This is a genomic window from Niabella yanshanensis, from assembly GCF_034424215.1.
Classification (GTDB): domain Bacteria; phylum Bacteroidota; class Bacteroidia; order Chitinophagales; family Chitinophagaceae; genus Niabella; species Niabella yanshanensis.
Window position 1 is genome coordinate 5,192,512 of record NZ_CP139960.1, and the last position, 23,409, is coordinate 5,215,920.

Sequence of the window (23,409 nt, forward strand, 5' to 3'; positions counted from 1 at the left end):
TTTGTCTGCAACATTATACCATGGTAGGCGCACCAACTTGAGAGGCACCCTTAATAAGTGTTGTTAGCAAGTGCGCCTTTTTTAATGGAGCGATTAAAGGGGTATCGCCAGCATCTACCGGTACCACCGGATGAAGTTAGTTTTTTGCCCAAGCATCAAACTTAACCAGCCCTGCAATAAAATGGCCCTCAGGCACCAGTGCAGTTTTAGGGAAAATAAAAGACATATACCGGTTGTCATCATTGGGTATCACCCGCTCAGCGCGGTTTTTGAGGGTAAGATACCGGCTCACAAATTCGTTCATGGGACCTTTTTCGGGGCCTGCAATTTCAACGGTGCCATTTTGAGGAGGCGCCAGGGCTACACGGGTGATATAGTTAACTACATCTTCCACTGCGATGGGTTGATAATCCATCGTGGATACGTGGATGTCATTGCCTGCTCCCTGCATGGCCATAATGGTGGTAATATGCTCGTGAAACTGTGTAGACCGGATAATGGTGTAGGGCAGGCCTGATGACTTGATGAGGTCCTCCTGTGCTTTTTTGGCCCGTAGATACCCAATATGAAGAACCCGGTCGATGCCTACAATGGATAGTACGATATGATGTTTAATGCCTGTCATCTTTTCCGCTGCAACGAGGTTTTCCCCGGCCGTATGAAAAAAACGAATGGCTGTTTCTTCTTCCGGCGAAACCGAGTTAGAAAGATCGATCACCACATCGGTGCCGGTCATAGCTGTTGCAAGCCCTTCGCCGGTTATAATGTCAATGCCTGCCGAGCGTGCGCCAACAATAACCTCATGTCCCAGTTTTTTTAATTGACTGGTTACCTGGCTCCCGATCAATCCCGTTCCTCCGATTACTAAAATTTTCATGTTGTTTATTTAAATTTGAAATGAATGTTATGCTTCGATACAGATTCAGATAAGGTTGCCAAACTGGTTGCTTTACCGGTAATGACGCAGCATACTGAAACCTTTGATCAGCAATAGCTGCTTTTATTGGTATCTATTTGCGTATTTTGTAAGGGAACGCGGTTTGATCAGCGCCTTTCCAGATCTTTACTTTTGCAAAAATAAAACAGCATTACAGGCCGCAGACCATCCAGATATCAGATTCATGACAGTCCAGACTTTACCATTTTATACCATCATTAAAATCAATAAGAGCTCATCTGTTCCCGTATTTCAGCAATTAGCTAACGGAGTGGAGCAGCTCATTATAACTGGCACAATTAAACCAGGCTACAGGCTACCATCGGGTAGAGAGATGGCCCGTATCATGAAGCTGAATCGCAGTACTGTTGTTGCGGCCTACGGGGAGCTGAATGCCCGTGGATGGATTGATATTGCGTTGCGAAAAGGAGTAAGGGTGGTTGAGCAGTTGCCGGCTTTGCAGGCCCGGCAATTGAACCGGCAGGCGGCCGGTATAGAGAAGAAAAGAATACAGACCGGTTTTTACCAAAAGCTGGCTGCTGCGTTGCCTGGAGAGCCCCAGGCAAAGCCCTTTTTTAAGCTGCTGGTTGATGACGGCTACCCGGATGCCCGTATAGCGCCCTTAAATACATTAATAAGCAGGTATAAGTTTTTATTGAATAAACCATCAAAACTCACCTCTATTATCAACGAGCGGCCGGCAGGCGCTGCAGCCTTGCGGCAGGAGCTGTCATCGTTTTTGTCAAAAACACGGGGCATGCAGGTGACTCCCGACCATATACTGACCACAAGAGGTGCACAGGGTGCTATATATATGGCCGCGCAAATGATTGTAAAACCCGGAAGTAAAGTGATCGTTGGCTCCTTAAGCTATGCAATGGCCAACAAAGTGTTTGAGCACCTGGGAGCCAAATTGATCAAAGTGGGTGTTGATGAGCAGGGTATAGATGTAGACGCTATTGAATCGATATGTAAGATATCCCCGCCGGATTTACTTTATATTATTCCACATCATCATCATCCTACTACTGTTACTTTAAGTGCGGAGCGAAGAGTACGTTTACTGAACATTATTGAAACCTACCAGCTACCACTTATTGAGGATGACTATGACTACGATTTTCATTATGAAAACAACCCGGTACTACCCTTAGCCAGTACCAATCCCCAGGGTTTGATTCTTTATATCGGGTCGGTCAGCAAAACACTGGCCCTGACAGTTCGGTCGGGTTATTTGGTAGCAGATCCCGGGTTTGTAATGCAGGCTGGTAAATTGAAAGCGTTGATGGAGATCAGGGGAGACCTGTTGATGGAAGAAGCCATTGCTTATCTTTTTCAAACCGGGGACATGCAGCGTCATATTGCCCGGTCAGTAAAGCTATACAAGGAGCGGAGGGATATTTTTTGCGAATTATTGACGCATGACCTGCCACATATGCTTCATTTCAGGAAACCAGCGGGAGGCATGGCGGTATGGTCCGAGTTTCTGGCCGGCTTTCCACTTCCCCGCATAGCTGCCCAACTGGCCAAAGATCATATCTACATGAGTGATGGGAGCAACTATAACCAGGGCGATCCTTCGGTAAACGGGGTTCGGTTGGGTTTTGCTTCGATGAATGAATCAGAAATGAAAAGCCTGGTGCACGCATTGCGCAAAGCTGGCGGTTTATAGGGGCCGGCGGCACCGGGACAACTGCGATATGATATATGCCGGACTACCGCCGCTACCAGCAATTCCTCTTACGGATGCGGCTTAAAGTTTCTGGTGTAACGCCCAGGTAGCTGGCTATATGATATTGCGGCAAGCGGTTGATCCAGTGAGGGCTTTCTTTTAAAATGCGCCTGTATTTTTCATCAGGTGTTTCGGTGTGGAGCGAACCTAATTTATTTTTAAACCATGCCACTGTACGGCCACGGTTTTTGATCTGGTACAGGGCGTAATCAGGGATGGTTCGCGTAGCCTGTTCCCAGGCTTCCCGTCCCACACTAAGGATGATGCAGTCTTCTACAGCCTGCATGCCGGCCACCGAAGGGCTGCGGTTAATAAAACTATCCATCTCACCACACCACCAGCCCTCTTCGGCAAAGAACAGATTGCGCTCGGATCCCCCAGACCCTTCCTGGTATTGCCGCATACATCCCTTTAATATAAAGCCAAGGCTTTTTACGATCGTTCCCTGTTTAAAAAGCATTTCATTTTTAGCAATTGTTCGTTCCTCGAAAACGGCCACCAATTGCTGGTAGGCTTCATCGGTAAAATGATGTACTTTTTCCAGGGTTTCGCGCAGGATGTCTGTTGTCAGGGGCTTTTGCATGGGTAACAAAATAACAAAAAATACAGACAGATCGGTAATAAATACTCCGTTTAGGGAACTTTCAAAGTATATAGACCAGTGAAGCATAATTTTCTTGTCGCGCGTCAACTAATTTATCGGTTAAGAGCCGTTGTTTTGCTGATCTAAACAGAACAATATGAAAGCCTCTGAATTAATAGATTTAGGAAACGGCCTGGAAATACATTTTTGCCTGGATGCCGGTGATACCAATGCACAGTTTACTTTGTTTAAAGTAGTAATACATCCTAATGCCAAAGTGCCTGCTGCTCATTTTCATGAAAATTTTGACGAAACGCTGTATGGTCTGAAAGGCAGCCTTACCCTGCGGGTAGATGACCAGCTGCTACAGCTTAATCCTGGAGATCATTTCTTTATTAAAAGAGGACGCATACATAGTTTCATTAATGAAACAACCGAAACCGTAGAGATACTGGCCTTTGCTAACCCGGGAGTATTTACAGCAGACTATTTCAAAGATATACTTGAGCTGATGAAGGCAGGCGCACCACCGGATAGAGAACGCCTTAAAAATGTGATGCTGCAATATGGGTTGGTACCTGTAGCTTCTTAATACTATTCTCTTTATGCCTGCAACAGGTCGTTGTAACTCATGAAAGGGTATCTGTTGCTTAAAAATTTAAAGATGGACAAAATACCCGATGCTATTTATAACCGCATCAATAATAAAGTATATGAAACCCCGGGCGACATCTGGTGGGATACCAACAGTGTACTGCATATTTTAAAAACCTCGGTGAATCCCTGGAGGGTGGGGTATGCTGCTAGGGTCTTAAAACAGCTGAGCTTTAATACTACCGGCAAAACAGCATTGGAAGTAGGCTGCGGAGGCGGTATTCTTACGGAGGAGATTCATCAGCTGGGCTTCAATACAACGGGCATCGATCCGGCGGAAGCCTCGGTTCTGGCTGCAGCTAATCATGCCAAATCCAGGGGATGGCCCATCCGGTATGCGGCCGGCAGTGGAGAGCATATCCCATTTGCTGATGCCTCTTTTGATGCGGTGTTTTGTTGTGATGTATTGGAGCATGTTAAAGATTTACCCCGGGTAATAGCCGAAATATCAAGGGTGCTGAAACCGGGCGGTGTATTCATTTACGATACGATTAACCGCACATTCGTAAGTAAACTTGTTGCTATTAAAATATGGCAGGAGTGGAAGCGATGGGCCTTTATGCCACCGCATTTGCATGTATGGGATATGTTTATAAAACCATCCGAGATCAGGCAACTATTGCGGGCGAGCGGTTTGGAGTGGCAGGAACATATCGGCTCTAAACCGAATATCTCCCTCCCCAAAATGTTGGGTTACCTGCGCAACAGGGCGAAAGGGAAATGGGGCTTCGTAGAGCTGGGCCAACATTTTCAGCTGGTGGAAGATAAAGACATGAATATGCTATATGCAGGATATGCCATAAAGCCGTGAATGGAGTAGCTGCTACAGGTTTTTAATAAGGCTGTCCAACAACAACATTACTACTAACTAAAACGTTTATGAAAAGAACAACCAAAGTACTGCTGGCAATCGCCGTTTTTATTGTGGCCGGGGTGTTCAGTACCTGGATCTACCTGGCTTTTTACCTGCCGCGGGCAAACCCTGCTCCCGATATCGTAATTGAAGCCACACCGGCGCGTATTACCAGGGGGCAGTATATAGCCCACCACGTGGCGGTATGTATGGATTGCCACAGCACCAAGGACTGGTCGAAATTTGCAGGGCCTTTGAGCGGCGGGCTGGGCGCCGGGGGCGAGCGGTTTGGAAAAGAAATGGGCTTTCCGGGTACACTGTATGCGCCCAATATAACGCCCTTTAAGCTGGCAGGTTGGACAGATGGCGAGATATTAAGGGCTATTACCACGGGTGTAAATAAAGACGGTAAAGCCCTGTTTCCCTTAATGCCCTATCATCATTACGGGCAAATGGATCAGGAAGATATTTACAGTATTATTGCTTATATCAGAACCCTTCGCCCCATCAATAATGAAGTGCCCGAAAGAGTGTTAGATTTCCCTGTCAGCCTGCTGGTAAATACCATGACTGCAGAAGCTGCCTTTGCTCCCCAACCTGATACTGCTAACAGGATATTATATGGGAAATACCTGGTGAATATGTCCGGCTGCGTAGACTGTCATAGCCAGGTGGAAAAGGGCGCTTTGATAGCCGGAACCGAATACGGGGGCGGCCGGGATTTTCAGCAGCCGGCGGGCATCGTTCGCTCGCCCAATATTACACCGGATCATAAGACAGGTATTGGCGGCTGGTCGGAACAGGGTTTTATACAACGGTTTAAACAATATGCCGACAGCAGTTATAAAAGTCCTGTGATGACAGAACAAATGATCAATACGCCCATGCCCTGGCAAATGTATGCCGGCATGAGTGAAGCCGACCTGCAGGCTATTTATCAATACCTGCGAACGGTGGAGCCTATTCAAAATGCCGTACAACGATATCAACTTACGGGTGACCAAAAATAAAACACGCTGTCCCGGTGATATATCCCCACCAATGGATAGAATATAAAATAGAGACATTGATTACAACTATACCTGTCTTTAGAGAGGCCCGGGAAGAAGTCCGGGACTGTACATTCCGAAAGTATCAGCCACCGCCGGATATCGTTTAGAACAGAAGTTTGGTGTGTAAGGTGTTTTTGGCGACCTGGCCATCTAAACGATAGTCAGAAAGACTTGTTTATAATGAAGAATCCTGTTTTAGATAGAACCAGATGCAATAGCCCTGTCTTTTTTTTCGACAGCGGGGAGGATGTATGTTATGTTGGAAAAACATAATTTGTCCCCCAATAGTGTCTTTTTATTGCGGGGTGCTATTGTATTATAATTAAGTAATTTATTCTTTCCATTTTCATCCTCACAATAGCTACATTTGCGGCGCTGTAAGTTCTTTGTAAAAGATGTTGCTACCATTAATAATGGTAGCCAGCTGAGTGTCGGAAGTAGAAGTAGTTCAGCTAAAGCCAGCTCATAAATGAATGGCATTTGATATCTGTTAATTATAACGCACCCGGATTCCGGGTGTCGCAGGATATAAAGAGGATTACCTCTTATTTTTTTTCTCATGTAAAACAACGGAGGGGGTATTCTTATCTTCTCCCTTTTTTTGTTTTGTGGAATGGCTATTGGGCAAAACGATCCGTTGAAACATATGACGATATAGAGGATTTAAACCTCAATGAGCAGCAGTGCCTTGTCGGGTGGGAAGTTTAACAATAATTCCCGGCAGGAAGCGTTATCTTTATGACATGTGTAGTATCATTGTTGGCGACCTGGTAAAGTTATTACCCCCTTTTTCTTCGAAGCATGTATATGAAGTGAAAGCTGTTAGCGGCGCCTACCTCACACTTTACCGGGAAAAGGAACATAAAGACCTGGTGATTTATATCAAATGCCTTCAAAAGATCAACTAAAGGGGAATAAAAGCGGGTTAAGCTTATCGTATAGTTTGGAAACGGTACACGGCAGCATTGATATTCATACCCGCGCCTACGGATGCGAAAACATAACTGGTCCCAATAGTATGACCGGGCTTTTCCCTTTACAGATCAGGTCCGGTAAAGTAAGAACCGTGGCTACTCGTCCATTTGTTCGTTAGCCTGGTTAATCGGTATTTTTATGAATATCGCTGATATGCAGGTCGGCTTTGTCGACTGATGGTGCAGGAAGTAGCTGTTGGAAATTACCGTTTGGGGTATATAGCTGCTTGTAGCAGTTATTTCTGAACGGGTTTTGAATCTGGTTGCGTTTTTTATCACAGGTAGATAAGACGGTTGCTACGGGCAGTGGGCTCTAGGGGTCTTCGCTATTCAGTCCTCCGGTTACTGCATCTTGTAAAATACCATACGGCGTAAGGTGAACCGTTATTATTTTTGTGTGGTTGATTTTTATTAAACCCCTGTTTTCGAGCTCAACCAGCAGCACCAGCAACTTGTCTTTAGATACGGAGCATGTTTCAGTGAGGTCATTGATGTTAAGCCGGCGACAAGGATTAAACGTTTGCCTGCTTAAATGCTTTATACTTTGAAAGATTTCTATACTGGTGGTCATATTAACTGGAATAAACTCAAAGGTTCAGATGCTTGCTTACTTGTTATGCAACTGACAGCCGTTTATTTTTTCATGTCTGTAACGATATACAGTAGTATTCCGCTGGATATGTCTTCATGCCAGGTGCAGTTATTTAATTCGGTGGCTACTCCCTCCACGCGATTGCTCCAGGAAGAAATGGCATTGCCTGTAAAATATACCAGTCCTGTTGGAATGTCCTTATTGTTGAGTTGGATACGGAGTGCCTGGGGGCGCGATGTGTTATACTTCTTCATAAAAAAAGAATTTGTTTTAGAAAGTTGAAGGGCAATAAAACCAGCATTGTCTTGTTATAAAATGGAACCGTAAGTAAAGCCACTGTAAAAGATCCGGACGATGTGTACTACCGGAATGACTACTCCGGAGCTGTTTTATCGGAATACAGCAGCTGCTCCGTCATCCATTTAAATACAGATATCTCGCTCCGGGCCTCCAAAGGCAATTTGCAGCGTAATAATTGCTCCAGCAGGTGTAACTTCTGCTGGTTCAGCCGCTCATCAAAGGAAGCATAGTGGTTGATTAAAAACAGCACCTGTGCTCCATTGCTTTTGTCGAAGCTTCTGCGACTGGGAGGGCCTTCATATATCCGGGCCGCCACGCTCCAGTTATAGTGCACCATATCGAGATCATGTTTTTCAAAATGCATAAGAATGTTTTTAAAAGACACAATAGTGGTAGCTTTTGTATCTGTTTGCAGAAAATAATTGCCGGCTATTACCGGAAAAAAATCAAACGATCGAAGTTACCCGGATTCAAAAAAGAATGGAATGGGGGAGTATCTGAATAGAGAAGAATCCGACACGGGCTATATTGAGCCTGTTTTATTGTATAGGATGCTTATGCGCTTCTTGTGAAGGTAAGCTTTTTATTACGAATAAAGATTTAATATAAAGGCCAATCTTAATGCTATGATTATCAAGGTTGCTGTTGAAGACATGGTAACCAATATGCCGACTTTGGGCGATAGGAGTACCCATAAAAGTACCCTGAAAAATCTCGGCTTCCTTGCACGGGCCGGTAATAGCATTGATGAAATCCATGCCAACCGGAAGGACAATGGCTGTGAAATGTACCTTGTTTATAAAAAACGATTTAGTTAAGACCGTTAGATGGTATTTAAGGACCAGAGCTTATAAGATCGAGGCATATAAAAATACGGAGAACCTTCGTTGGTGGGATCATCGGTCGCTATTGGATATTCCGCAAATATATATTCCCAAATTTAGAGCTTAATTCGTATGCCGGCCCTTTTCCAGGAACAGCAGTAATGGATGTATAAAAATTTTTATCTTCTTTTTCAACGGGCTTCAGATCAAAATCGGAATAGATTTTTCCATAATGATTGGTCAGTTTTATTTTGCCCACCCGGGTTTCTTCGAGCCGGGCATCTATCTTTCCGTATTCTGTTTGTACAATAAGCGGGCCCGGATAGCTTTGTACTTCAACCAGGCCAAACTTCGACCGGACGGTTATATGATCTTTCACAGGCAGCATTACTTCTATTTCGATATCGACATCATGGGTGCTGTAGGCTGACATTTTTTCGCCCTTGTGTGCTTCCCTGTATTGTTCAAAATCTGCTTTCGTTTCAAATTGTTTTTTTACACCGTTTGATTCCACAAAATATAGCCGGTCGATATTTTTGAGGTCGATGGAATCTGATATCTGTAGCTTGCCGGCAACGGTTTGATCCAGCAATTCAAAGCGATTGTTCTGTTTATTGTTATTGATATTAACCGTAGCCTTTACATAGATCTCATCCCCGTTCCAGCTGCTTACTTTAACCTTAGGATAGCTGAACTGTAACAGAACCGGCTGGTCTTTAGAGGTTTTATATCTCTTTTCAATGATGTTTTGTGCTAATAAAAGCTGTAAGCTGCCCGTTAATAACAGGCAAAGCAATGCCCTTTTCATCATGGTATGAATTTTTGAATGAACAGGAAAAAATTATAATAAAAGGGAGAGGAGGGAACCTGCGCTTAATTTTTACGCAGGTAGATTTTTCCATAACTGGTTTTCAGGATCAGGTCGATACCGCCGCCATTGAGAGTTCCTTTGATCTCCGATGACCGGCCCCATTCCTTTAAACCTGTAAGATCTTCTCCGTCGCTATTTTTTTCTTTAAGCGGCTCTTTTTTAATATCCAGCCCATCGGCAGCATATATATTACCGTTTTGAGACGAAATATTGACATTGGCCTTTAAGTCAGCGGGTATGCTCACATCAACAAATTTGTGAAGCGCAACCAGCGATACCGGGCTTTTTATGGTAGATGCAAATTTTGCAGTAAGCTCTCCGTAAATAGTTTTAGCATTTACCGGACCTGTGATATTGTTTAGGGCGATGGCATTATACATGGTGTTTACTTCCAGTTCTCCTTTAAAATTACTGATATCCACACGTTTTCCGGCATCCATAACGCTGGTGGTTTTTACCTTTATGGTCATGGTATTGGGAACTTTTATGGTAAGACTGTCCTTGTCTCTTCTACCAACATAGTCCACGTCCACTACATTTCCGTTTTCGCGCACACTTAAATTCAGACCTGTATTGTCTGTGAGGCCCGAGCCCGAAACCAGCCTTAGTCCGGCTGCTCTTTCGTCTTTTTCCTCAGCCTTTAGTGCCGGCGCCCCAAAAACAATTTCACTGCCGTCGTATCCTTCAATGTATACACCAGGGATATTTATGTTAAGCGTGCCTGTTTTCCGGGACAATTTAAATTGGCGATCCTGCGCACCGGCCATGGACACGAGTACTACCGACAGTATAATGGTTGTTATTATTTTTTTCATTGTAATTGATGGTTTTAAAAATTTGTATTAGATCTCAACAGTACTGCATAAGCCTCATTGCGCACTGCATCAATAGTTAACGGGTTTTGAGTGATTTCCAGTAATTGTTGTTCTACTTTTGCTGCCTGTGCGGGTGACAGGGAAGCCAATAGTTCCATTTGTACCACCGGGTCGTCCTGTTTGTCAACTGAAGCTAAGATCAGGTTGCCAGCCTTTTCTCTTTTTTTAAGCACTTCCAGGGCTGCCAGGCGCACATTGCTGTTCTCATCATTGTTCATCGTAAAATAGAGGGATTTCATATCATCGTCTGACAACGCCATGCTTTTGCCGGAAGCTAGAACTGCTGCCAGTCGTACAGATGAGCTTTCATCCTTTAGATCTTTTTGCCAGTGATCCGGCGCCGGTTGGGTTATGGACGCTGCACTGAGGTTGTTGACAGGAGGGGGCATGGTTACCCGGTTAATCTGCGGCACTGCCGCCACTTCCGGCGCTTCTGTTGGTTCCATCGCTACAACTGCAGAGGATGAACGCTTTATCGAATCTGGGGGGACTTCCGGCGTTGCCGTTTTATTTCCCCCTGTACGGACTATTGGCCGGTTCGCCCTTTGATCCTGTTGCAAAAGCACACCGATACCGATGACGACTGCAATCACAGCGGCGGCTGCCCACCAATACCGGAACCGGACGAGTTTTGCCGGTTTTGGCGCCCCAACCGGCGCCTGGATGCCCAGCCTGGCTTGCAGCTTGCCCAATATATCAGCATCAGGCGACTGGTCGTCAAACTGGTCCCGGTTTTCATCAACAAATTTCTTTAACAGATCTCCCTTCATATTATACGGTCTCTTTTTGTAAAAGCGTCAGTATTTTCTTCCTGGCCCTATGGTATTGCGTTCGCACGGTGGCGTGCGAAATGCCTAGCAGTTCGGCGATTTCCTGCTGAGGTACGCCTTCCATTACATATAGGTTGACGATTGTTCTGAATCCTTCGGGCAATGCCTCGATCGCTTTTTTTACACCTTCAACCTTCATTTCATACAGGTCTTCATCTTCGGCTTCCTCTTCTGCAACCTGGTCGCGGTAATCCTCAAAAACAAATACCCGTTTATGAGCCCGTAAAAAACTGATCGCTTTATTGGCTGCCACGCGCCTTGAGAAATTGGCAAAATGCTGGATCTCCCTGCCTTTCATAATTTCCTGGTATAACGCCATAAATGCTTCCTGCAACAGGTCCTGGGCCTGGGCAAAGTCGGTAATTAAACGCAGGATCGTATTAAAAACCGCCTTATTGTAACGCAGGTAGAGTTCGGAGAAACACTCCGTACGGCCCTGCCGGCACAGCTCCATCAGCTCCTGGTCGTCTAAATTTTTAGATAGTTGCAATACGATCTCTTGTTTGCAGTGTTTTTAATTACCTTGTTTTTTACATTCTTTTTATTAAGGCGCGAGGTGTTGTAAAATGTTGCATGAATTTAAAAAAAAATAAAAAATTCTTTAAGTTCCTGAACCCATGGACGATGAAGACGGCGCCGGGTAGCTCAAAAACAACCTACAACCTCAACGCCGGTTGTCGCAGTCATCATTTAAATGCTGGCCTGCCGGCAGCCCGCGCCAGCAGCAGTTTCCCGGCCATACAGGCAAAAGAGTGGCTTCAATGTATTTAATTATCTGTGCATCTGTGGATATTTTAGTCATTAATCCCCATCCACCTCATTGATGCTCCCTGTTCTCAAAATAAGGTATATATATAGAAGGAACAGGTCGGTAATTACTTTAAGTATAGTGACGAATTTGCCGTACCGGGAGAATCCTGATTTTTGCCGGCAGGCTAATAAGATCATGGCAGGAGCTCCGGCCTCCGGCCTCCATTATACGCATCTTTAGTCTTTTTTGTCCCTTTATTCTTTTGGTTTTGTGATGGTTAGCGGCTATCTTGCGCCTCTCTAAACACGCAGGCCTTATTAACTGGCGTAGTTACCAAAACTGCCCCCAAGCAACTCTAAACTTTTAAAACTTTCAAAATAAGCAACAAACTAAACACTTAAAACAACCCTTACATGTTTAAAAAACCTTCTAGGCTACTGGCGGCATTGGCGCTGGGTACAGCTATGTTATTGGGCAATGCCCCAACCTCGGCCCAATGCGGCTATTTTGTTGGAGATGGATGCCCCGGAACCAACTATGCTAATTATGGAGTAGCATCAAGTGGTGCCGCTACACTGGAGTACGACAACCAGGTATCTACCTTTCACGCTACGGTAACCAGGGAATATACTGGTGTGTTCAAAATTTGGGGTGAGGGCACTGCAGCTGATGGTGTTGCCAATCTGCTTTCACCCACCGAAATTAACGCCATAAATTTTCCGGGGCTCACTGGTCGGGTATTAAAGGCAGCTGTTGGTGGAAACACTACTCCCGGGCAAACAGTTGTGTTAACAACCGATGGACTTTTTATATGGGGTAATGTAGGTTCAGTGGTAAATGCTGCTATTGCACCTGGTACCGCTGTTCAAGATATTACCGTTGACGGCAACAGCACGGGCCTGCCTGCCGGTGTTGCACCTACCCAGGTGAAAATGATGTATGTAGGGCCGCAAATGATAGCCATTACTACTTGTGACGGCAATGCTTATGTATTAAACAATAATGCTACCCCTAATCTTCGCGGCGATGGAGGTACTGGTAATACTACCTGGGCCCATGTGCAGGAGTCAACTGCCGGAAACCCTTTTTTAACCGGTGTGGTAGCTATGAGGGGATCGCTGGGCCGTTTGATGGCCCTGAAAAGTGATAATACTGTATGGACCTGGGGCACTTCCGTTTACCCGGGAGGGGGCGGAGCTGGTGTTCAAGCAACCAGGGCTGTGCAAATGGTTTTGCCGGCCGGCGAAGCAGGTAACCCCATAAAAATGATAGGGGCTAATGTAGCCTCTCATTATGTATTGTATGAAAACGGGCATTTATATGCGTTAGGATTTAATAATTTAAGGCAGTTAGGCGACTGGGGTAACACTACTACGGCCCGTCTTAACTGGGTGCAACCCCGCTATACTTCGGCTGCAGGCCCGGTTATGAACGATATATTATGGATATCGCCTAACGAACACATCGGAAACAACGCGGCTATTAATGTTATTAACAGCGCCTACCAGGTATATAGCTGGGGTAGTAATAGTGGTTTGATGATTGGCCGACCGGTAGATGGCACCAGTTATGACCCCGGTATCCCGGCAGGTATTAGTCCTACCGTGTTTTCAGTAGAAACAGGGGGGCATACCAGTATGCTTTCAAAAGCCTGTAGCCAAAATTTTGGTTATGTAGGGCATAGAATTTTTGGTAGTATGGGTAATGGTGAAGGGAGTGACATAAATGAAGCTTCTTATACATTTACTACAGCCGATGTACAGATATGTGGTGCAACTACCGTACCTCAAATGTTTACCGGCGGCAGTGGTACTACCGGTGCTTTAGGTCAGTATTGCAATGGAAGTTCGTTAACGCTATCTGGCCTCCCCACCGGCGGCACCTGGGCGGTGGTATCTGGTGCGGCAACTATCACCGGCAACCGTCTTACTTTTACGGGTGCAGGAGCCGGAGCGGTTACCATTTCTTATACAGCCACCACAACTGAGTGTGGATCGTCTGTAGCTACCGAAACCTTCCAGGTAGGCGATTGCAAAATGAATTCCGTATCTGGAACTATTTGGAACGATGCGAACGGCAATGCCAACCTTGATGGTGCAGAAGCAGGTATCGACAATGGGCTTTGGGTAAACCTGGTAGCGCCCGATCGTACGGTAGCCGGTTCGGCTAAAATAGCTAACGATGGCACTTATACTATTGCCATTTTGCAGGAAAATACCGTTGCGGGTAACTACTCCATTATTATTACCAATGGCCAAAAGCCGTTAGGAACAACTTTGGCTAGTGCCGATGCACCTAATGCCGATTATGGCTATACCGGAACCAGCTTAGGCGGTGTGCCTAATACCGGCAACCGTACCGGTATTATAGTAGTGGGCGATATGACCAGCGGCGGCGTTACTGCAGCAGACTTTGGTATCAGCAACGACCCTGCAGTATTGCCCGTTAAATTCGGCTTTGTAGCAGCTGAGCTCTTCAATAATCAGCTGCTGGTAAAATGGAATACGACCAGCGAGTTGAACAACAGCCATTTTGAGATAGAAGCATCGGTGGGCGGTACCAACTTCATCAGCATTGGTAAAGTAGACAGCAAAGCTACTAATGGTAGTTCTGCAGAGGCTATAGAGTACGAGTTTACCAAAGATACAAGCGCTGGCGTAGTAGCAGCAGGTATTGCCTTGTTAGCTGCAGGCGCTGGTTTGTTTAAAGCACGCCGTGTGCGTTATGCAATGGTGACTATTACTTTAGGCTTAATGGTATTTGCAGCTGGCTGTAATAAAAACAGGCGCGATGTATTGCCGGAAGGTAAACTGTATGTACGCGTGGCGCAGGTAGATAAAGACGGCACTAAGAGCTACTCTAAAGTGGTGACGGTAGTGAAAAGATAGGATACGTGATGCTGGGTATTGGACACCGGATAAGTGGATACTGGATACGTTGATGCTGGCTCATAGATCATAGCTCATTGATCTGGCATCTAGTATCCAGCATCCAGCATCATACAACAAGCATCTTGCAAAATAAAATCCCCTGTAGTTACTATTCCGGTGAGGAAGGTGGCTGCAGGGTTTTTGTGTGCGGGAGGCTTTTGGCGTTTAATGTCCAATATAGAACGTGCATCGTATAACCTATATCGTTCACAGTTGATGGCTGATATATAACGCGAAGAAAGAAGTGAATAGTCAATGGTGAATAATGAGTAAGGGGATAGATGACAGACCATGGATAATGACTATTGACCGATGCCAGATAAAACCACTGGGCTGGAAACCAGGTTACATGATTCCTGCAATTGTATGGCGTTATCCGGGGTAACCGTTGATGCGGCATAGATATTGTCTATATATAAATTGTAGGTAGCAATATTTTTTTGATTTTAAAGCATGGTATATGAACAGCAAAAAAAAGGAAAGCGGCTTTGAGAAGCTGGCTAATAAAATTACCTGCTGGACCGGCTCATCGCTGGCTTTTGGCCTGGCTGCAGGAGCAGTGGTTGTATGGATCATTACCGGCCCCATCTTTAAATTTTCCGATACCTGGCAACTGGTTATTAATACAGGTACCACCATTATTACCTTTCTCATGGTGTTCCTGATACAGAAAACCCAGAATAAAGATAGCAAGGCAATTCAGTTAAAGCTGAACGAGCTGATCGCCGCCAGCCGGAAGGCCAGTAACCGGATGGTAGACATTGAAGATCTCGATGAGGAAGAATTAGACACGCTGCATAAATTTTATGAGCGCTTGTCTGATAAGGCGGAAGCGGCCACAGATATACATGAATCACACTCTATTGATGCAGCCGACCAGTTGCAGGATGAAAAAAATAAGCCGGAGAATTAGTAATCACCAGCCGGTTATCCGCTTTGTGGAACTATGGTGAGTTTTGAACGGGCTTGTGCAGCACCGCTTTGCCTGAGCCCATGACAACGGCGCCTGACCCTGACCCTTACCTGTCATTCAGGGCCTTTATATAATTACAGTTGGAAATTTGTTATTATATGCTATAAATACGCAAGTTTTATTATTTAAAAAAGCGTTATGAAGCAAACCGATAATTACACCGATGATTTTCGGCATTTTATGGAGCAGCGGTTAAAAGCCTCAACTGACTTTGCAGAAGGCCGGTTTGTAGCTTTAAAAAATATATCTGCTGAAAGCCCCCGGCCACCATTTTTCCGCCTTCGGGTATTTGTATAGAAGGTGCTGAGGAGGTAAATAGTTTTAACGAAAAAGGCGCAGGCGCCTTTTGCCCGCAGCAAAAAATAGTTTCGAGGTAATGCACCAGGATGCCGATGCGCATTTGGCTTACTGGACAGGTATTCAACGCGCTACTGTGAAAATGAAAGGAAAGGAAGAGGACGTTGAATTTAACCTGCGGGTTACAGAAATATTCAGGAAAGTGAACAATGAGTGGACGCTTATCCATCGTCATGCAGATACATTGAAAGAATAAAACACTCAGGACGTATTGGTGGTGGATAGGGAAGGGATAATCAGGCGTCCCAACTGCCGCCGGGCACTTAAAATGCCGGTTCATTTAACCCGGGCAATATTTCGATCAGCTCAAAGAGTTTCATATAGCAAATCAGCCCCGCCGGGCATCACCGGGTTACCTTACCCGATATCGCACTGCTCGTTAATGAAAAAGCCCAAGGTATATATATGGATGGGGGTACAGGTGATTGCGGCGCAGCATAAGTTAGTTGAGATAGCAACGGGATTAATTTTAATATTATAAAAAACAGGTATTCAATCAATAAAATTGAATACCTGCATATAACGCTTCTAAGTGTGCTGCCGGAGGCTAGGGAAGTAATACCCTGTCTATTACATGCACCACGCCATTGGTGGTGATCATATCGGTTGCGGTAATATTAGATGCGGCTGTGTTACCCGCGCCTTTTACCTTGGCGCCGCCTGCCAGTGTTATAGTCACTTTTCCCCCATTTACCGTTGTTGGCATTGCGCCTTCTGTAAGGTCGGAAGAAAAGATACGGCCACTGACTACATGATAGGTAAGAATAGAAGCCAGCATATTGGCATTGGCGGCCTGGATATCTGCTATGCTGGCGAAGCCCGCGGCCTGGAAAGCGGCATTGGTAGGAGCGAATACCGTAAGCGGACCTGTACCCGATAATGCAGCCGCAACATTAGTGCTGCCCGTACTGGCTCTTACTACTGCTGCCACCAGGAAGGTAAAATTAGTATTGGATTGCGCCAGCTGCACAATATTAGCCGATGGAGGCATCAGCACTTTATTAATAACATGAACCACACCATTCTTCGCGTTCACATCGGCGGTGGTTACTTTGCCGCCGTTTACAAAAACACCCGAGCTGTTTTTCGTAACATAGGTTTTGATAGTAGCAGCAGTATTCAATTCGGTAGTGCCGGAAGGGATGCCTGCTGAAGTGTATTTTTCTCCTAACACATGGTATAATAATATTTTCTTCAGGTCATCTACGGGCACAGCATTAATAGCTGCTTCGGTACCCAGCCCTGCTGCCTGGAAAGCGCCATTGTCCGGCGCAAATACAGTAAGAGTTCCATTGGCCGACAAAGTTTCGGTGAGACCAGCTCTTATAACCGCTGTTTTTAAAAGAGACAGGTTGGCATTTTCGCTTACCAATATGGTAATAGATTTAGAGTTGTCGGATGGCATGTCATCATCTTTGCTACAAGAGGTTAAGAACATCACAGGGAGGGCTGCAATAAGAGCGATTTTAAATAGCTGATTCATGGTGATTTGTTTTAATAATAATATGATAATTAGTTTTACTTAATACCTTTTTTATTTATTTAGGTATTTTTATTTACTAAAAAATTAACAAAATATATGCCATTGTTTTTGTTTTAGTATATTTTTGTACAATAATTTTGTTATACTAAGCTGTTTATTAGCTTAATTCAGTTTTTGAATTGTCTAAAAAGAATTATTTGGTTTAATTATATACTATTTTTAATTTGCTATTAAATATGCTCTTTAAAAAAAATAAGTGCTATGAATTATAGTTTGATAACCGATGTGATCCGTCTTACGGAATCTTTTGAGTTGGCCAACCAGTCGGGTTTATATACAGCCGATATTAATGGTTTCAGGCAATGGGTGATGGATACCCAGGCCGGAGGACAGGGAAATGCCGAACCTGATTGGGAGGGAAAAGAAAAAGGTCGTAGTGCCGAAAGTGCTATCAGTACCCTTCTGGTGCATATGAACCGATATGCAAAATCTTATTCCAGGTCGGCTATTTACGGTTCGGAGTTTTCGACACAGGAGGAGTTCTTTTACCTGATCAACCTGAAGGCTTATGGAGCGATGAGCAAAATGAAGTTGATCAGGAGAAATATACAAGACAAGCCAACCGGTATGCAGATCATCAACCGCCTTTTAAATAACGGATGGATAGCACAACAGCCCTCGGTGGAAGACAGGCGAAGCAAAGTTGTAGACATTACAGCAGCAGGCGAACGCGTGCTGGAGCAGCAGATGGACCGGATCAGGCAGGCTACCAAAGTAGTGAGCGGCGATCTTTCAAGGCAGGAGAAAATGGAACTGATCAGGATTCTTAACCGGCTCGATCATTTTCATAAACCCATATTCGAGGCAGGTATTGATAGTGCAGCCTTGCTGGAACGCGTAACTCAGGACTTTATGCCCACCCGTAATTAATATTGTATGCAAAAAAAAATAGCAGTTATCGGATCGGGCTTTTCAGGAATTTCTGCCGCCGCTTATGCTGCAAGAGAAGGCAATGAAGTGTACGTTTTTGAAAAAAATGATGCAATTGGTGGCCGGGCCAGGCAAATGATTACGCCCAACGGCTACCTGTTTGATATGGGGCCCAGCTGGTATTGGATGCCGGATATTATAGAACAGTTCTTTAAAGATTTCGGCTACCGGACCACAGATTTTTTTGAACTGGTGCCACTGGATCCACAGTTTAAAATGGTTTTCTCAGATGAGACCATCGCCATTCCGCGGTCTTATGACTCTTTGAAGGCGCTGTTTGAAACGATGGAAAAAGGAGCGGGCACCCGGTTGGATGCCTTTATGCGATCGGCCCGGCACAAATACGATGTCGGGATGCGTGAATTGGTAACCCGCCCCTGTTACAGCTGGCTGGAGTTTGCTACGCCCGCGGTAATAAAGAGTGCTTTCAAATTGAACCTGCTGTCAGACTTCAGGAGCTATGTGGCTCGTTATTTTACGCACCCTAAATTAAAAGCCCTGATGGAGTTCCCGGTAATTTTCCTGGGGGCTTCCCCTAAAAATATCCCTGCCTTGTATAGCCTGATGAACTACGGAGGATATGTGCTCGGAACCTGGTATCCCCAAGGTGGCTTTCATGAGTTGGTAAGAGCCATGAAAACGGTTGCCGAATCTAAGGGCGCTATATTTAAAACCAATTCTAATGTAGAAAAGATTATTACCATGAAAGGTAAGGTGACAGGTCTTATCGTAAATGGCGAATATATCGAATTTGACTTTGTGATAGGATCATCAGACTATCAGCATACCGAGTCCCTGCTGGATGCGCCTTTGAGGAATTATGCTGAGCAGTTCTGGAAAAAAAAGACTTTTGCTCCTTCCTGCCTGATCTATTATTTAGGATTTAGAGAGCGTATACCCGGGCTGGAGCACCACACACTTTTTTTTGAGAACAATCTTGATGATCATATTGATGCTATTTACAAAGAGAAGAAGTGGCCGGAACATCCGTTGTTCTATGCATGCTGCCCGTCTAAAACCGACCCGGGGGTAGCGCCCAAAGGGCATGAAAACCTCTTTTTGCTGATGCCGCTGGCCACGGGCATTGATGATGATGAGCCAACAAGGGAGCGTTACCTGCAGTTGATGATCAAACGGCTCGAGCGTTTTACCGGCGCAACTGATCTGCTGTTGAAAGCAGACTATAAAAAAAGCTATTGTGTGAGCAATTTTGCCTCAGACTATAATGCCTACGAAGGAAATGCCTACGGGCTGGCCAATACGTTATCGCAAACCGCTGTATGGAAGCCTTCAATAAAAAATAAACATCTCGACAACTTATTTTATACCGGACAGCTCACTGTGCCGGGTCCGGGTGTGCCGCCTTCTATCATTTCCGGAAAAATTGTAGCAACAGAGGTTAATAAAATTAAAATGCCCTCGTTATGAAAAAGATATTTGATGACCTTTCTTACCACGTAAGTAAGCATACCACTCACCGGTATAGCACCAGCTTTTCGATGGGCATTTTTGCGCTGCAACCCGCTATCAGGCCCGCTATTTATGCGATCTACGGTTTTGTAAGGCTGGCTGACGAAATTGTTGACAGCTTTCACGATTACAATAAGTCTTTATTGCTGGGGCGTTTTAAAGAGCAGGCCACACAAGCTATTAATGAGGGGATATCGATTAATCCCATTATCAATGCTTTTCAGCAAACTGTTAAGCGCTATAATATTGATATCGCGCTTATCGATCAGTTTCTACTTAGCATGGAAATGGACCTGGAACAGGTATCTTACAATTCGGAGCTGTATAAACAATATATACTGGGCTCAGCAGAAGTAGTGGGACTGATGTGCTTGCAGGTTTTTGTAAATGGTGATGCCAGGCAATATGAGCAACTGAAGCCGCAGGCCATGAAGTTGGGCTCGGTATTTCAAAAGGTTAATTTTTTGAGGGATCTGAAGGATGATTACCACAACCTGGGCAGAACTTATTTTCCTGATATAGAAATGCAGGTGTTTAATAATACTATTAAAAATCAGATTGAGGAGGAAATAGCCGCAGAGTTTAAGGAAGCGCTTGCAGGCATTTTGAAATTACCCCGTTCATCGAGATTTGGTGTCTACCTGGCTTATAAATACTATTGGTCATTATTCGAGAAAATAAGAAAAACACCAGCCGAGCGCATTTTAAAAGAAAGGATACGGATTCCTAATGGAAGAAAGTTGTCTTTAGCAATGAGTAGCTATTTTCAATATAAATTAGCCTGGCTCTAATAGCAGTCATGAATAAGCTATCTACAATAACAATAAAAATAATGCTGTGAATCTTTTGATTGTACTGGTTACGTTTGTCTTAATGGAAGGGGCTACCTGGGTCATTCATAAGTATATTATGCATGGATTTTTGTGGACCCTGCACCGCGATCATCACGATCAGAGCAACGAAGGAAGCCTGGAGCGAAACGACTGGTTCTTTGTGATCTTCGCTATACCTACTATTATCTTATTGTATTTTGGTGTAAGAAATGATTTCGGCGCTGCATTCTTTATAGGACTGGGTATCTTTTTATATGGCATGTCTTACTTTTTTGTTCATGATATTTTTATACACCAGCGTGTTAAAATTTTCAGGCATACTCAAAATCCCTACTTCCTGGCCATTCGCAGGGCACATAAACAACATCATAAGCATATTGATAAACATGAAGGGGAGTGTTTTGGTTTTTTGTGGGTGCCGGTAAAATATTTTAGAATGTATCTTAAGAAACGACAATAATGCAACAGTATACTTATTTGTTGATCAATTTTTTTACAGTAATTATCTGTTTTATCTTTTCGTTTGACAAGCGTATTCGTTTTGACCGTTATTTTAAAGCCTTTGCTGTAGCTGCATTACTTACCGCCATCCCTTTTATAGCCTGGGATGTGTGGTTTACGGCTCAGGGTGTTTGGTGGTTTAATAAAGATTATATAACCGGGACTATGCTGGCCGGCTTACCTATGGAAGAATGGTTATTTTTTATTTGTATTCCTTTTGCCTGCACGTTTACCTATTTCTGTCTGCGCCGGTTCTTTGATATCAGCTGGGCTAACGGATTCAATAATATGATCGCGTTTACTACCTGTATTGGCTGTATATTGATCGCCCTGCTCTATCATTTTCAGCTATATACTGTTGTAACTGCTATCGCAGCAACTTTAACTATGATCTTCCTTCATTTTATAGCAAAAGCGGAATGGATTGGCGAGGCGTCTCTGGTATATTTTTGCCTGATGCCAGGCTTTTTTGTGGTGAATGGTATTTTAACCGGTACGGGCCTCGAAGCGCCCATTGTCAACTATAATCCCGATGAGATCCTGAACATAAGAATGCTGACCATTCCGGTGGAAGATGCCGTGTATGGATATACACAATTTTTGCTGGTGATTCATTTTTTTAAACGTTTTTCCCCTGTGCCAGTTTTATAAAAAGCAGGCAATTAAGGGACCGTTGCCTAACAGCTATGCTACAGGTTTATTTTCATTACAATAAAATGGCAAATGATGCCGGCCCATTCGTTTTTAATGCCGGTTTATTGATCGAAAGCGTCTTGTCACTGCGAACAACTGTTGCCCTTTATTGTTAGTACAAGGGCTGCCGTGCCTGGAAGGTTTAGCCCCAAAGGGGCCGAAGCCTGGAAGGGACGGACCATTGCCGGGATATATTGACAGTTGACAGCCCCAAACAGAGAGCAGAACGGCTTTCAGCTTAAAAAGCATTATTTTCGCATTATGACGGAATTACCTGTTACTACAAAGATCAAAAAACCAGATTGGCTACGCGTAAAATTACCGATAGGTGAGGAATACAAGCATGTACGCGGGCTGGTGGATACGCATAAATTACATACGATTTGTGAGAGCGGCAATTGCCCCAATATGGGTGAATGCTGGGGCGCCGGTACGGCCACTTTTATGATTTTGGGCAATATCTGTACCCGCAGCTGTGGCTTTTGTGCGGTAGCTACCGGCAGGCCGCTGGCGGTGGATTATGATGAGCCTCAGCGTGTAGCGGAAGCCATTTACCTGATGAAGGTGAAACATGCGGTAATTACATCCGTAGACCGTGACGAACTGAAAGATGGGGGCGCTGAAATATGGCATAATACGATTAAAGCGGTGAAAGCCCTGAATCCGGGTACTACGCTGGAAACCCTGATCCCTGATTTTAAGGGTAAAAAGGAAGACATTCAAACCGTTATGGCCGCGGCGCCTGAGGTGATCTCTCATAATATTGAAACCGTAGAACGCCTTACCCGGCAGGTGCGCATACAGGCCAAATACTGGCGCAGTATGGAAGTGATCCGTACTCTGAAAGAGGGCGGTATCCGCACCAAAAGTGGTATCATGCTGGGACTGGGTGAAACCAAAGAAGAAGTAGTGCAAACCATGCAGGACCTTAAAGACAATGGCTGCGATGTGGTAACCATTGGCCAGTACCTGCAACCTACCCAAAAACATTTACCGGTACAACGTTTTGTACACCCCGATGAATTTGCCTATTACAAAGATGCCGGTTATGAAATGGGTATCGACTATGTAGAAAGCGGGCCGTTGGTTCGTTCATCTTATCACAGCGAGCGGCATGTATTTCCGGGTCTTGGCCGGAAGGAATGGGAACAGAGCAAGAAAATGTTTGTGTAGAGGAAAGCTGATAGTTGATAGACCATAGCCCATGGAAGAGGGAGTGTCTGATTTATAATGTTGTGAGATGTGAGGTGTACAATGCGAGGTGTACGATGTACGCAATGTCGTAACAATTGAATATTAGACATTGAACATTCTCTATTCACCCTTGACTATTCACCACTACTTGCCTCTC

The 23,409-nt window shown here is 44.6% G+C and carries 26 protein-coding genes; 17 read left to right on the forward strand and 9 right to left on the reverse strand.

Annotated elements, in window-relative coordinates:
• Window positions 1-136: 136 nt before the first annotated feature.
• Window positions 137-877: an SDR family oxidoreductase gene (locus U0035_RS21445; RefSeq protein ID WP_114791014.1), complete on the reverse strand. Its 741-nt coding sequence runs from the start codon at window positions 875-877 to the stop codon at window positions 137-139.
• Between the two features lie 244 nt (window positions 878-1,121).
• On the opposite strand from U0035_RS21445, the gene U0035_RS21450 reads away from it, so the two are divergent.
• Entirely contained in the window at window positions 1,122-2,609 is a 1,488-nt protein-coding gene (locus U0035_RS21450; protein ID WP_162817866.1) for an aminotransferase-like domain-containing protein, read from the forward strand.
• A 52-nt stretch (window positions 2,610-2,661) separates the two neighbouring features.
• Here the strand turns inward: U0035_RS21450 and U0035_RS21455 are convergent, their stop codons facing one another.
• On the reverse strand, window positions 2,662-3,252 hold the full coding sequence (locus tag U0035_RS21455) for a Crp/Fnr family transcriptional regulator (protein WP_162817867.1): 591 nt from the start codon (window positions 3,250-3,252) through the stop codon (window positions 2,662-2,664).
• A gap of 157 nt (window positions 3,253-3,409) precedes the next feature.
• Here U0035_RS21455 and U0035_RS21460 point away from each other — a divergent pair, with 157 nt between their 5' ends.
• The 4 genes from U0035_RS21460 (at window position 3,410) to U0035_RS21475 (ending at window position 6,719) form a co-directional block, all read left to right on the forward strand.
• Entirely contained in the window at window positions 3,410-3,844 is a 435-nt protein-coding gene (locus U0035_RS21460; RefSeq protein WP_114791017.1) for a cupin domain-containing protein, read from the forward strand.
• Window positions 3,845-3,916: 72 nt separating this feature from the next.
• Window positions 3,917-4,717: a bifunctional 2-polyprenyl-6-hydroxyphenol methylase/3-demethylubiquinol 3-O-methyltransferase UbiG gene (gene ubiG, locus U0035_RS21465; RefSeq protein ID WP_114791018.1), complete on the forward strand. Its 801-nt coding sequence runs from the start codon at window positions 3,917-3,919 to the stop codon at window positions 4,715-4,717.
• 68 nt (window positions 4,718-4,785) lie between these two features.
• The gene (locus U0035_RS21470; protein WP_114791019.1) at window positions 4,786-5,769 is read left to right on the forward strand and encodes a c-type cytochrome; all 984 of its coding nucleotides are present in this window, start codon (window positions 4,786-4,788) and stop codon (window positions 5,767-5,769) included.
• A gap of 725 nt (window positions 5,770-6,494) precedes the next feature.
• Window positions 6,495-6,719, forward strand: coding sequence for a hypothetical protein (locus tag U0035_RS21475; protein ID WP_327138709.1), 225 nt, complete (start codon window positions 6,495-6,497; stop codon window positions 6,717-6,719).
• Between the two features lie 699 nt (window positions 6,720-7,418).
• On the opposite strand, the gene U0035_RS21480 is transcribed toward U0035_RS21475, so the two are convergent.
• The gene (locus U0035_RS21480) at window positions 7,419-7,631 is read right to left on the reverse strand and encodes a hypothetical protein (RefSeq protein WP_114791022.1); all 213 of its coding nucleotides are present in this window, start codon (window positions 7,629-7,631) and stop codon (window positions 7,419-7,421) included.
• Between the two features lie 119 nt (window positions 7,632-7,750).
• Window positions 7,751-8,041 carry a hypothetical protein gene (locus U0035_RS21485; RefSeq protein WP_114791023.1) on the reverse strand — a complete coding sequence of 97 codons (291 nt, stop codon included), beginning with the start codon at window positions 8,039-8,041 and terminating at the stop codon, window positions 7,751-7,753.
• Window positions 8,042-8,303: 262 nt separating this feature from the next.
• Here U0035_RS21485 and U0035_RS21490 point away from each other — a divergent pair, with 262 nt between their 5' ends.
• The gene (locus U0035_RS21490; RefSeq protein ID WP_114791024.1) at window positions 8,304-8,495 is read left to right on the forward strand and encodes a hypothetical protein; all 192 of its coding nucleotides are present in this window, start codon (window positions 8,304-8,306) and stop codon (window positions 8,493-8,495) included.
• Between the two features lie 88 nt (window positions 8,496-8,583).
• On the opposite strand, the gene U0035_RS21495 is transcribed toward U0035_RS21490, so the two are convergent.
• The 4 genes from U0035_RS21495 to U0035_RS21510 form a co-directional block, all read right to left on the reverse strand.
• Window positions 8,584-9,312 carry a DUF4097 family beta strand repeat-containing protein gene (locus U0035_RS21495; RefSeq protein WP_114791025.1) on the reverse strand — a complete coding sequence of 243 codons (729 nt, stop codon included), beginning with the start codon at window positions 9,310-9,312 and terminating at the stop codon, window positions 8,584-8,586.
• A gap of 62 nt (window positions 9,313-9,374) precedes the next feature.
• Window positions 9,375-10,187, reverse strand: a complete 813-nt coding sequence (locus U0035_RS21500; RefSeq protein ID WP_114791026.1) for a DUF4097 family beta strand repeat-containing protein — start codon at window positions 10,185-10,187, stop codon at window positions 9,375-9,377.
• Window positions 10,188-10,201: 14 nt separating this feature from the next.
• Window positions 10,202-11,017, reverse strand: a complete 816-nt coding sequence (locus U0035_RS21505) for a hypothetical protein (RefSeq protein WP_114791027.1) — start codon at window positions 11,015-11,017, stop codon at window positions 10,202-10,204.
• A 1-nt stretch (window position 11,018) separates the two neighbouring features.
• Complete coding sequence (locus U0035_RS21510) at window positions 11,019-11,567, reverse strand: RNA polymerase sigma factor (RefSeq protein WP_114791028.1); 549 nt, start codon at window positions 11,565-11,567, stop codon at window positions 11,019-11,021.
• Between the two features lie 83 nt (window positions 11,568-11,650).
• On the opposite strand from U0035_RS21510, the gene U0035_RS21515 reads away from it, so the two are divergent.
• From U0035_RS21515 to U0035_RS21535, 5 genes are all read left to right on the forward strand, one after another.
• Window positions 11,651-11,848, forward strand: a complete 198-nt coding sequence (locus U0035_RS21515; protein WP_114791029.1) for a hypothetical protein — start codon at window positions 11,651-11,653, stop codon at window positions 11,846-11,848.
• A gap of 393 nt (window positions 11,849-12,241) precedes the next feature.
• Window positions 12,242-14,716 (forward strand): RCC1 domain-containing protein, encoded by a 2,475-nt coding sequence (locus U0035_RS21520; RefSeq protein ID WP_114791030.1) that lies wholly within the window; start codon window positions 12,242-12,244, stop codon window positions 14,714-14,716.
• 502 nt (window positions 14,717-15,218) lie between these two features.
• Window positions 15,219-15,671, forward strand: coding sequence for a low affinity iron permease family protein (locus tag U0035_RS21525; RefSeq protein WP_114791031.1), 453 nt, complete (start codon window positions 15,219-15,221; stop codon window positions 15,669-15,671).
• A 198-nt stretch (window positions 15,672-15,869) separates the two neighbouring features.
• Window positions 15,870-16,028 (forward strand): hypothetical protein, encoded by a 159-nt coding sequence (locus tag U0035_RS21530; RefSeq protein ID WP_162817870.1) that lies wholly within the window; start codon window positions 15,870-15,872, stop codon window positions 16,026-16,028.
• Window positions 16,029-16,077: 49 nt separating this feature from the next.
• Window positions 16,078-16,284, forward strand: a complete 207-nt coding sequence (locus U0035_RS21535) for a Cif family virulence factor (RefSeq protein WP_162817871.1) — start codon at window positions 16,078-16,080, stop codon at window positions 16,282-16,284.
• Between the two features lie 351 nt (window positions 16,285-16,635).
• Here the strand turns inward: U0035_RS21535 and U0035_RS21540 are convergent, their stop codons facing one another.
• Window positions 16,636-17,571 carry a fasciclin domain-containing protein gene (locus U0035_RS21540; protein ID WP_114791033.1) on the reverse strand — a complete coding sequence of 312 codons (936 nt, stop codon included), beginning with the start codon at window positions 17,569-17,571 and terminating at the stop codon, window positions 16,636-16,638.
• 261 nt (window positions 17,572-17,832) lie between these two features.
• Between U0035_RS21540 and U0035_RS21545 the strand changes: the two genes are divergently transcribed.
• The 6 genes from U0035_RS21545 (at window position 17,833) to lipA (ending at window position 23,231) form a co-directional block, all read left to right on the forward strand.
• Window positions 17,833-18,501, forward strand: a complete 669-nt coding sequence (locus tag U0035_RS21545) for a MarR family winged helix-turn-helix transcriptional regulator (RefSeq protein ID WP_114791034.1) — start codon at window positions 17,833-17,835, stop codon at window positions 18,499-18,501.
• A gap of 6 nt (window positions 18,502-18,507) precedes the next feature.
• A complete protein-coding gene (locus U0035_RS21550) occupies window positions 18,508-19,989 on the forward strand; it encodes a phytoene desaturase family protein (RefSeq protein ID WP_114791035.1) in 1,482 nt (493 codons plus the stop codon).
• The gene (locus U0035_RS21555) at window positions 19,986-20,822 is read left to right on the forward strand and encodes a phytoene/squalene synthase family protein (RefSeq protein ID WP_114791036.1); all 837 of its coding nucleotides are present in this window, start codon (window positions 19,986-19,988) and stop codon (window positions 20,820-20,822) included. The genes U0035_RS21550 and U0035_RS21555 overlap by 4 nt, the downstream gene beginning before the upstream one ends.
• Window positions 20,823-20,868: 46 nt before the next feature.
• Window positions 20,869-21,324: a sterol desaturase family protein gene (locus U0035_RS21560; RefSeq protein WP_114791037.1), complete on the forward strand. Its 456-nt coding sequence runs from the start codon at window positions 20,869-20,871 to the stop codon at window positions 21,322-21,324.
• A complete protein-coding gene (locus tag U0035_RS21565) occupies window positions 21,324-22,016 on the forward strand; it encodes a lycopene cyclase domain-containing protein (protein WP_114791038.1) in 693 nt (230 codons plus the stop codon). Before U0035_RS21560 ends, U0035_RS21565 begins: the two co-directional genes overlap by 1 nt.
• Before the next feature lie 303 nt (window positions 22,017-22,319).
• Complete coding sequence (gene lipA / locus U0035_RS21570) at window positions 22,320-23,231, forward strand: lipoyl synthase (protein WP_114791039.1); 912 nt, start codon at window positions 22,320-22,322, stop codon at window positions 23,229-23,231.
• Window positions 23,232-23,409: the final 178 nt, after the last annotated feature.

Coding starts and splice junctions, on each gene's coding strand:
- U0035_RS21470 (WP_114791019.1), top strand. CDS start 4,786: ATGAAAAGAACAACCAAAGTACTGCTGGCAATCGCCGTTTTTATTGTG.
- U0035_RS21455 (WP_162817867.1), bottom strand. CDS start 3,252: ATGCAAAAGCCCCTGACAACAGACATCCTGCGCGAAACCCTGGAAAAA.
- U0035_RS21515 (WP_114791029.1), top strand. CDS start 11,651: ATGAATTTAAAAAAAAATAAAAAATTCTTTAAGTTCCTGAACCCATGG.
- U0035_RS21550 (WP_114791035.1), top strand. CDS start 18,508: ATGCAAAAAAAAATAGCAGTTATCGGATCGGGCTTTTCAGGAATTTCT.
- ubiG (WP_114791018.1), top strand. CDS start 3,917: ATGGACAAAATACCCGATGCTATTTATAACCGCATCAATAATAAAGTA.
- U0035_RS21530 (WP_162817870.1), top strand. CDS start 15,870: ATGAAGCAAACCGATAATTACACCGATGATTTTCGGCATTTTATGGAG.
- U0035_RS21500 (WP_114791026.1), bottom strand. CDS start 10,187: ATGAAAAAAATAATAACAACCATTATACTGTCGGTAGTACTCGTGTCC.
- U0035_RS21540 (WP_114791033.1), bottom strand. CDS start 17,571: ATGAATCAGCTATTTAAAATCGCTCTTATTGCAGCCCTCCCTGTGATG.
- U0035_RS21520 (WP_114791030.1), top strand. CDS start 12,242: ATGTTTAAAAAACCTTCTAGGCTACTGGCGGCATTGGCGCTGGGTACA.
- U0035_RS21495 (WP_114791025.1), bottom strand. CDS start 9,312: ATGATGAAAAGGGCATTGCTTTGCCTGTTATTAACGGGCAGCTTACAG.
- U0035_RS21555 (WP_114791036.1), top strand. CDS start 19,986: ATGAAAAAGATATTTGATGACCTTTCTTACCACGTAAGTAAGCATACC.
- U0035_RS21480 (WP_114791022.1), bottom strand. CDS start 7,631: ATGAAGAAGTATAACACATCGCGCCCCCAGGCACTCCGTATCCAACTC.
- U0035_RS21545 (WP_114791034.1), top strand. CDS start 17,833: ATGAATTATAGTTTGATAACCGATGTGATCCGTCTTACGGAATCTTTT.
- U0035_RS21525 (WP_114791031.1), top strand. CDS start 15,219: ATGAACAGCAAAAAAAAGGAAAGCGGCTTTGAGAAGCTGGCTAATAAA.
- U0035_RS21445 (WP_114791014.1), bottom strand. CDS start 877: ATGAAAATTTTAGTAATCGGAGGAACGGGATTGATCGGGAGCCAGGTA.
- U0035_RS21505 (WP_114791027.1), bottom strand. CDS start 11,017: ATGAAGGGAGATCTGTTAAAGAAATTTGTTGATGAAAACCGGGACCAG.
- U0035_RS21490 (WP_114791024.1), top strand. CDS start 8,304: ATGATTATCAAGGTTGCTGTTGAAGACATGGTAACCAATATGCCGACT.
- lipA (WP_114791039.1), top strand. CDS start 22,320: ATGACGGAATTACCTGTTACTACAAAGATCAAAAAACCAGATTGGCTA.
- U0035_RS21485 (WP_114791023.1), bottom strand. CDS start 8,041: ATGCATTTTGAAAAACATGATCTCGATATGGTGCACTATAACTGGAGC.
- U0035_RS21565 (WP_114791038.1), top strand. CDS start 21,324: ATGCAACAGTATACTTATTTGTTGATCAATTTTTTTACAGTAATTATC.
- U0035_RS21450 (WP_162817866.1), top strand. CDS start 1,122: ATGACAGTCCAGACTTTACCATTTTATACCATCATTAAAATCAATAAG.
- U0035_RS21460 (WP_114791017.1), top strand. CDS start 3,410: ATGAAAGCCTCTGAATTAATAGATTTAGGAAACGGCCTGGAAATACAT.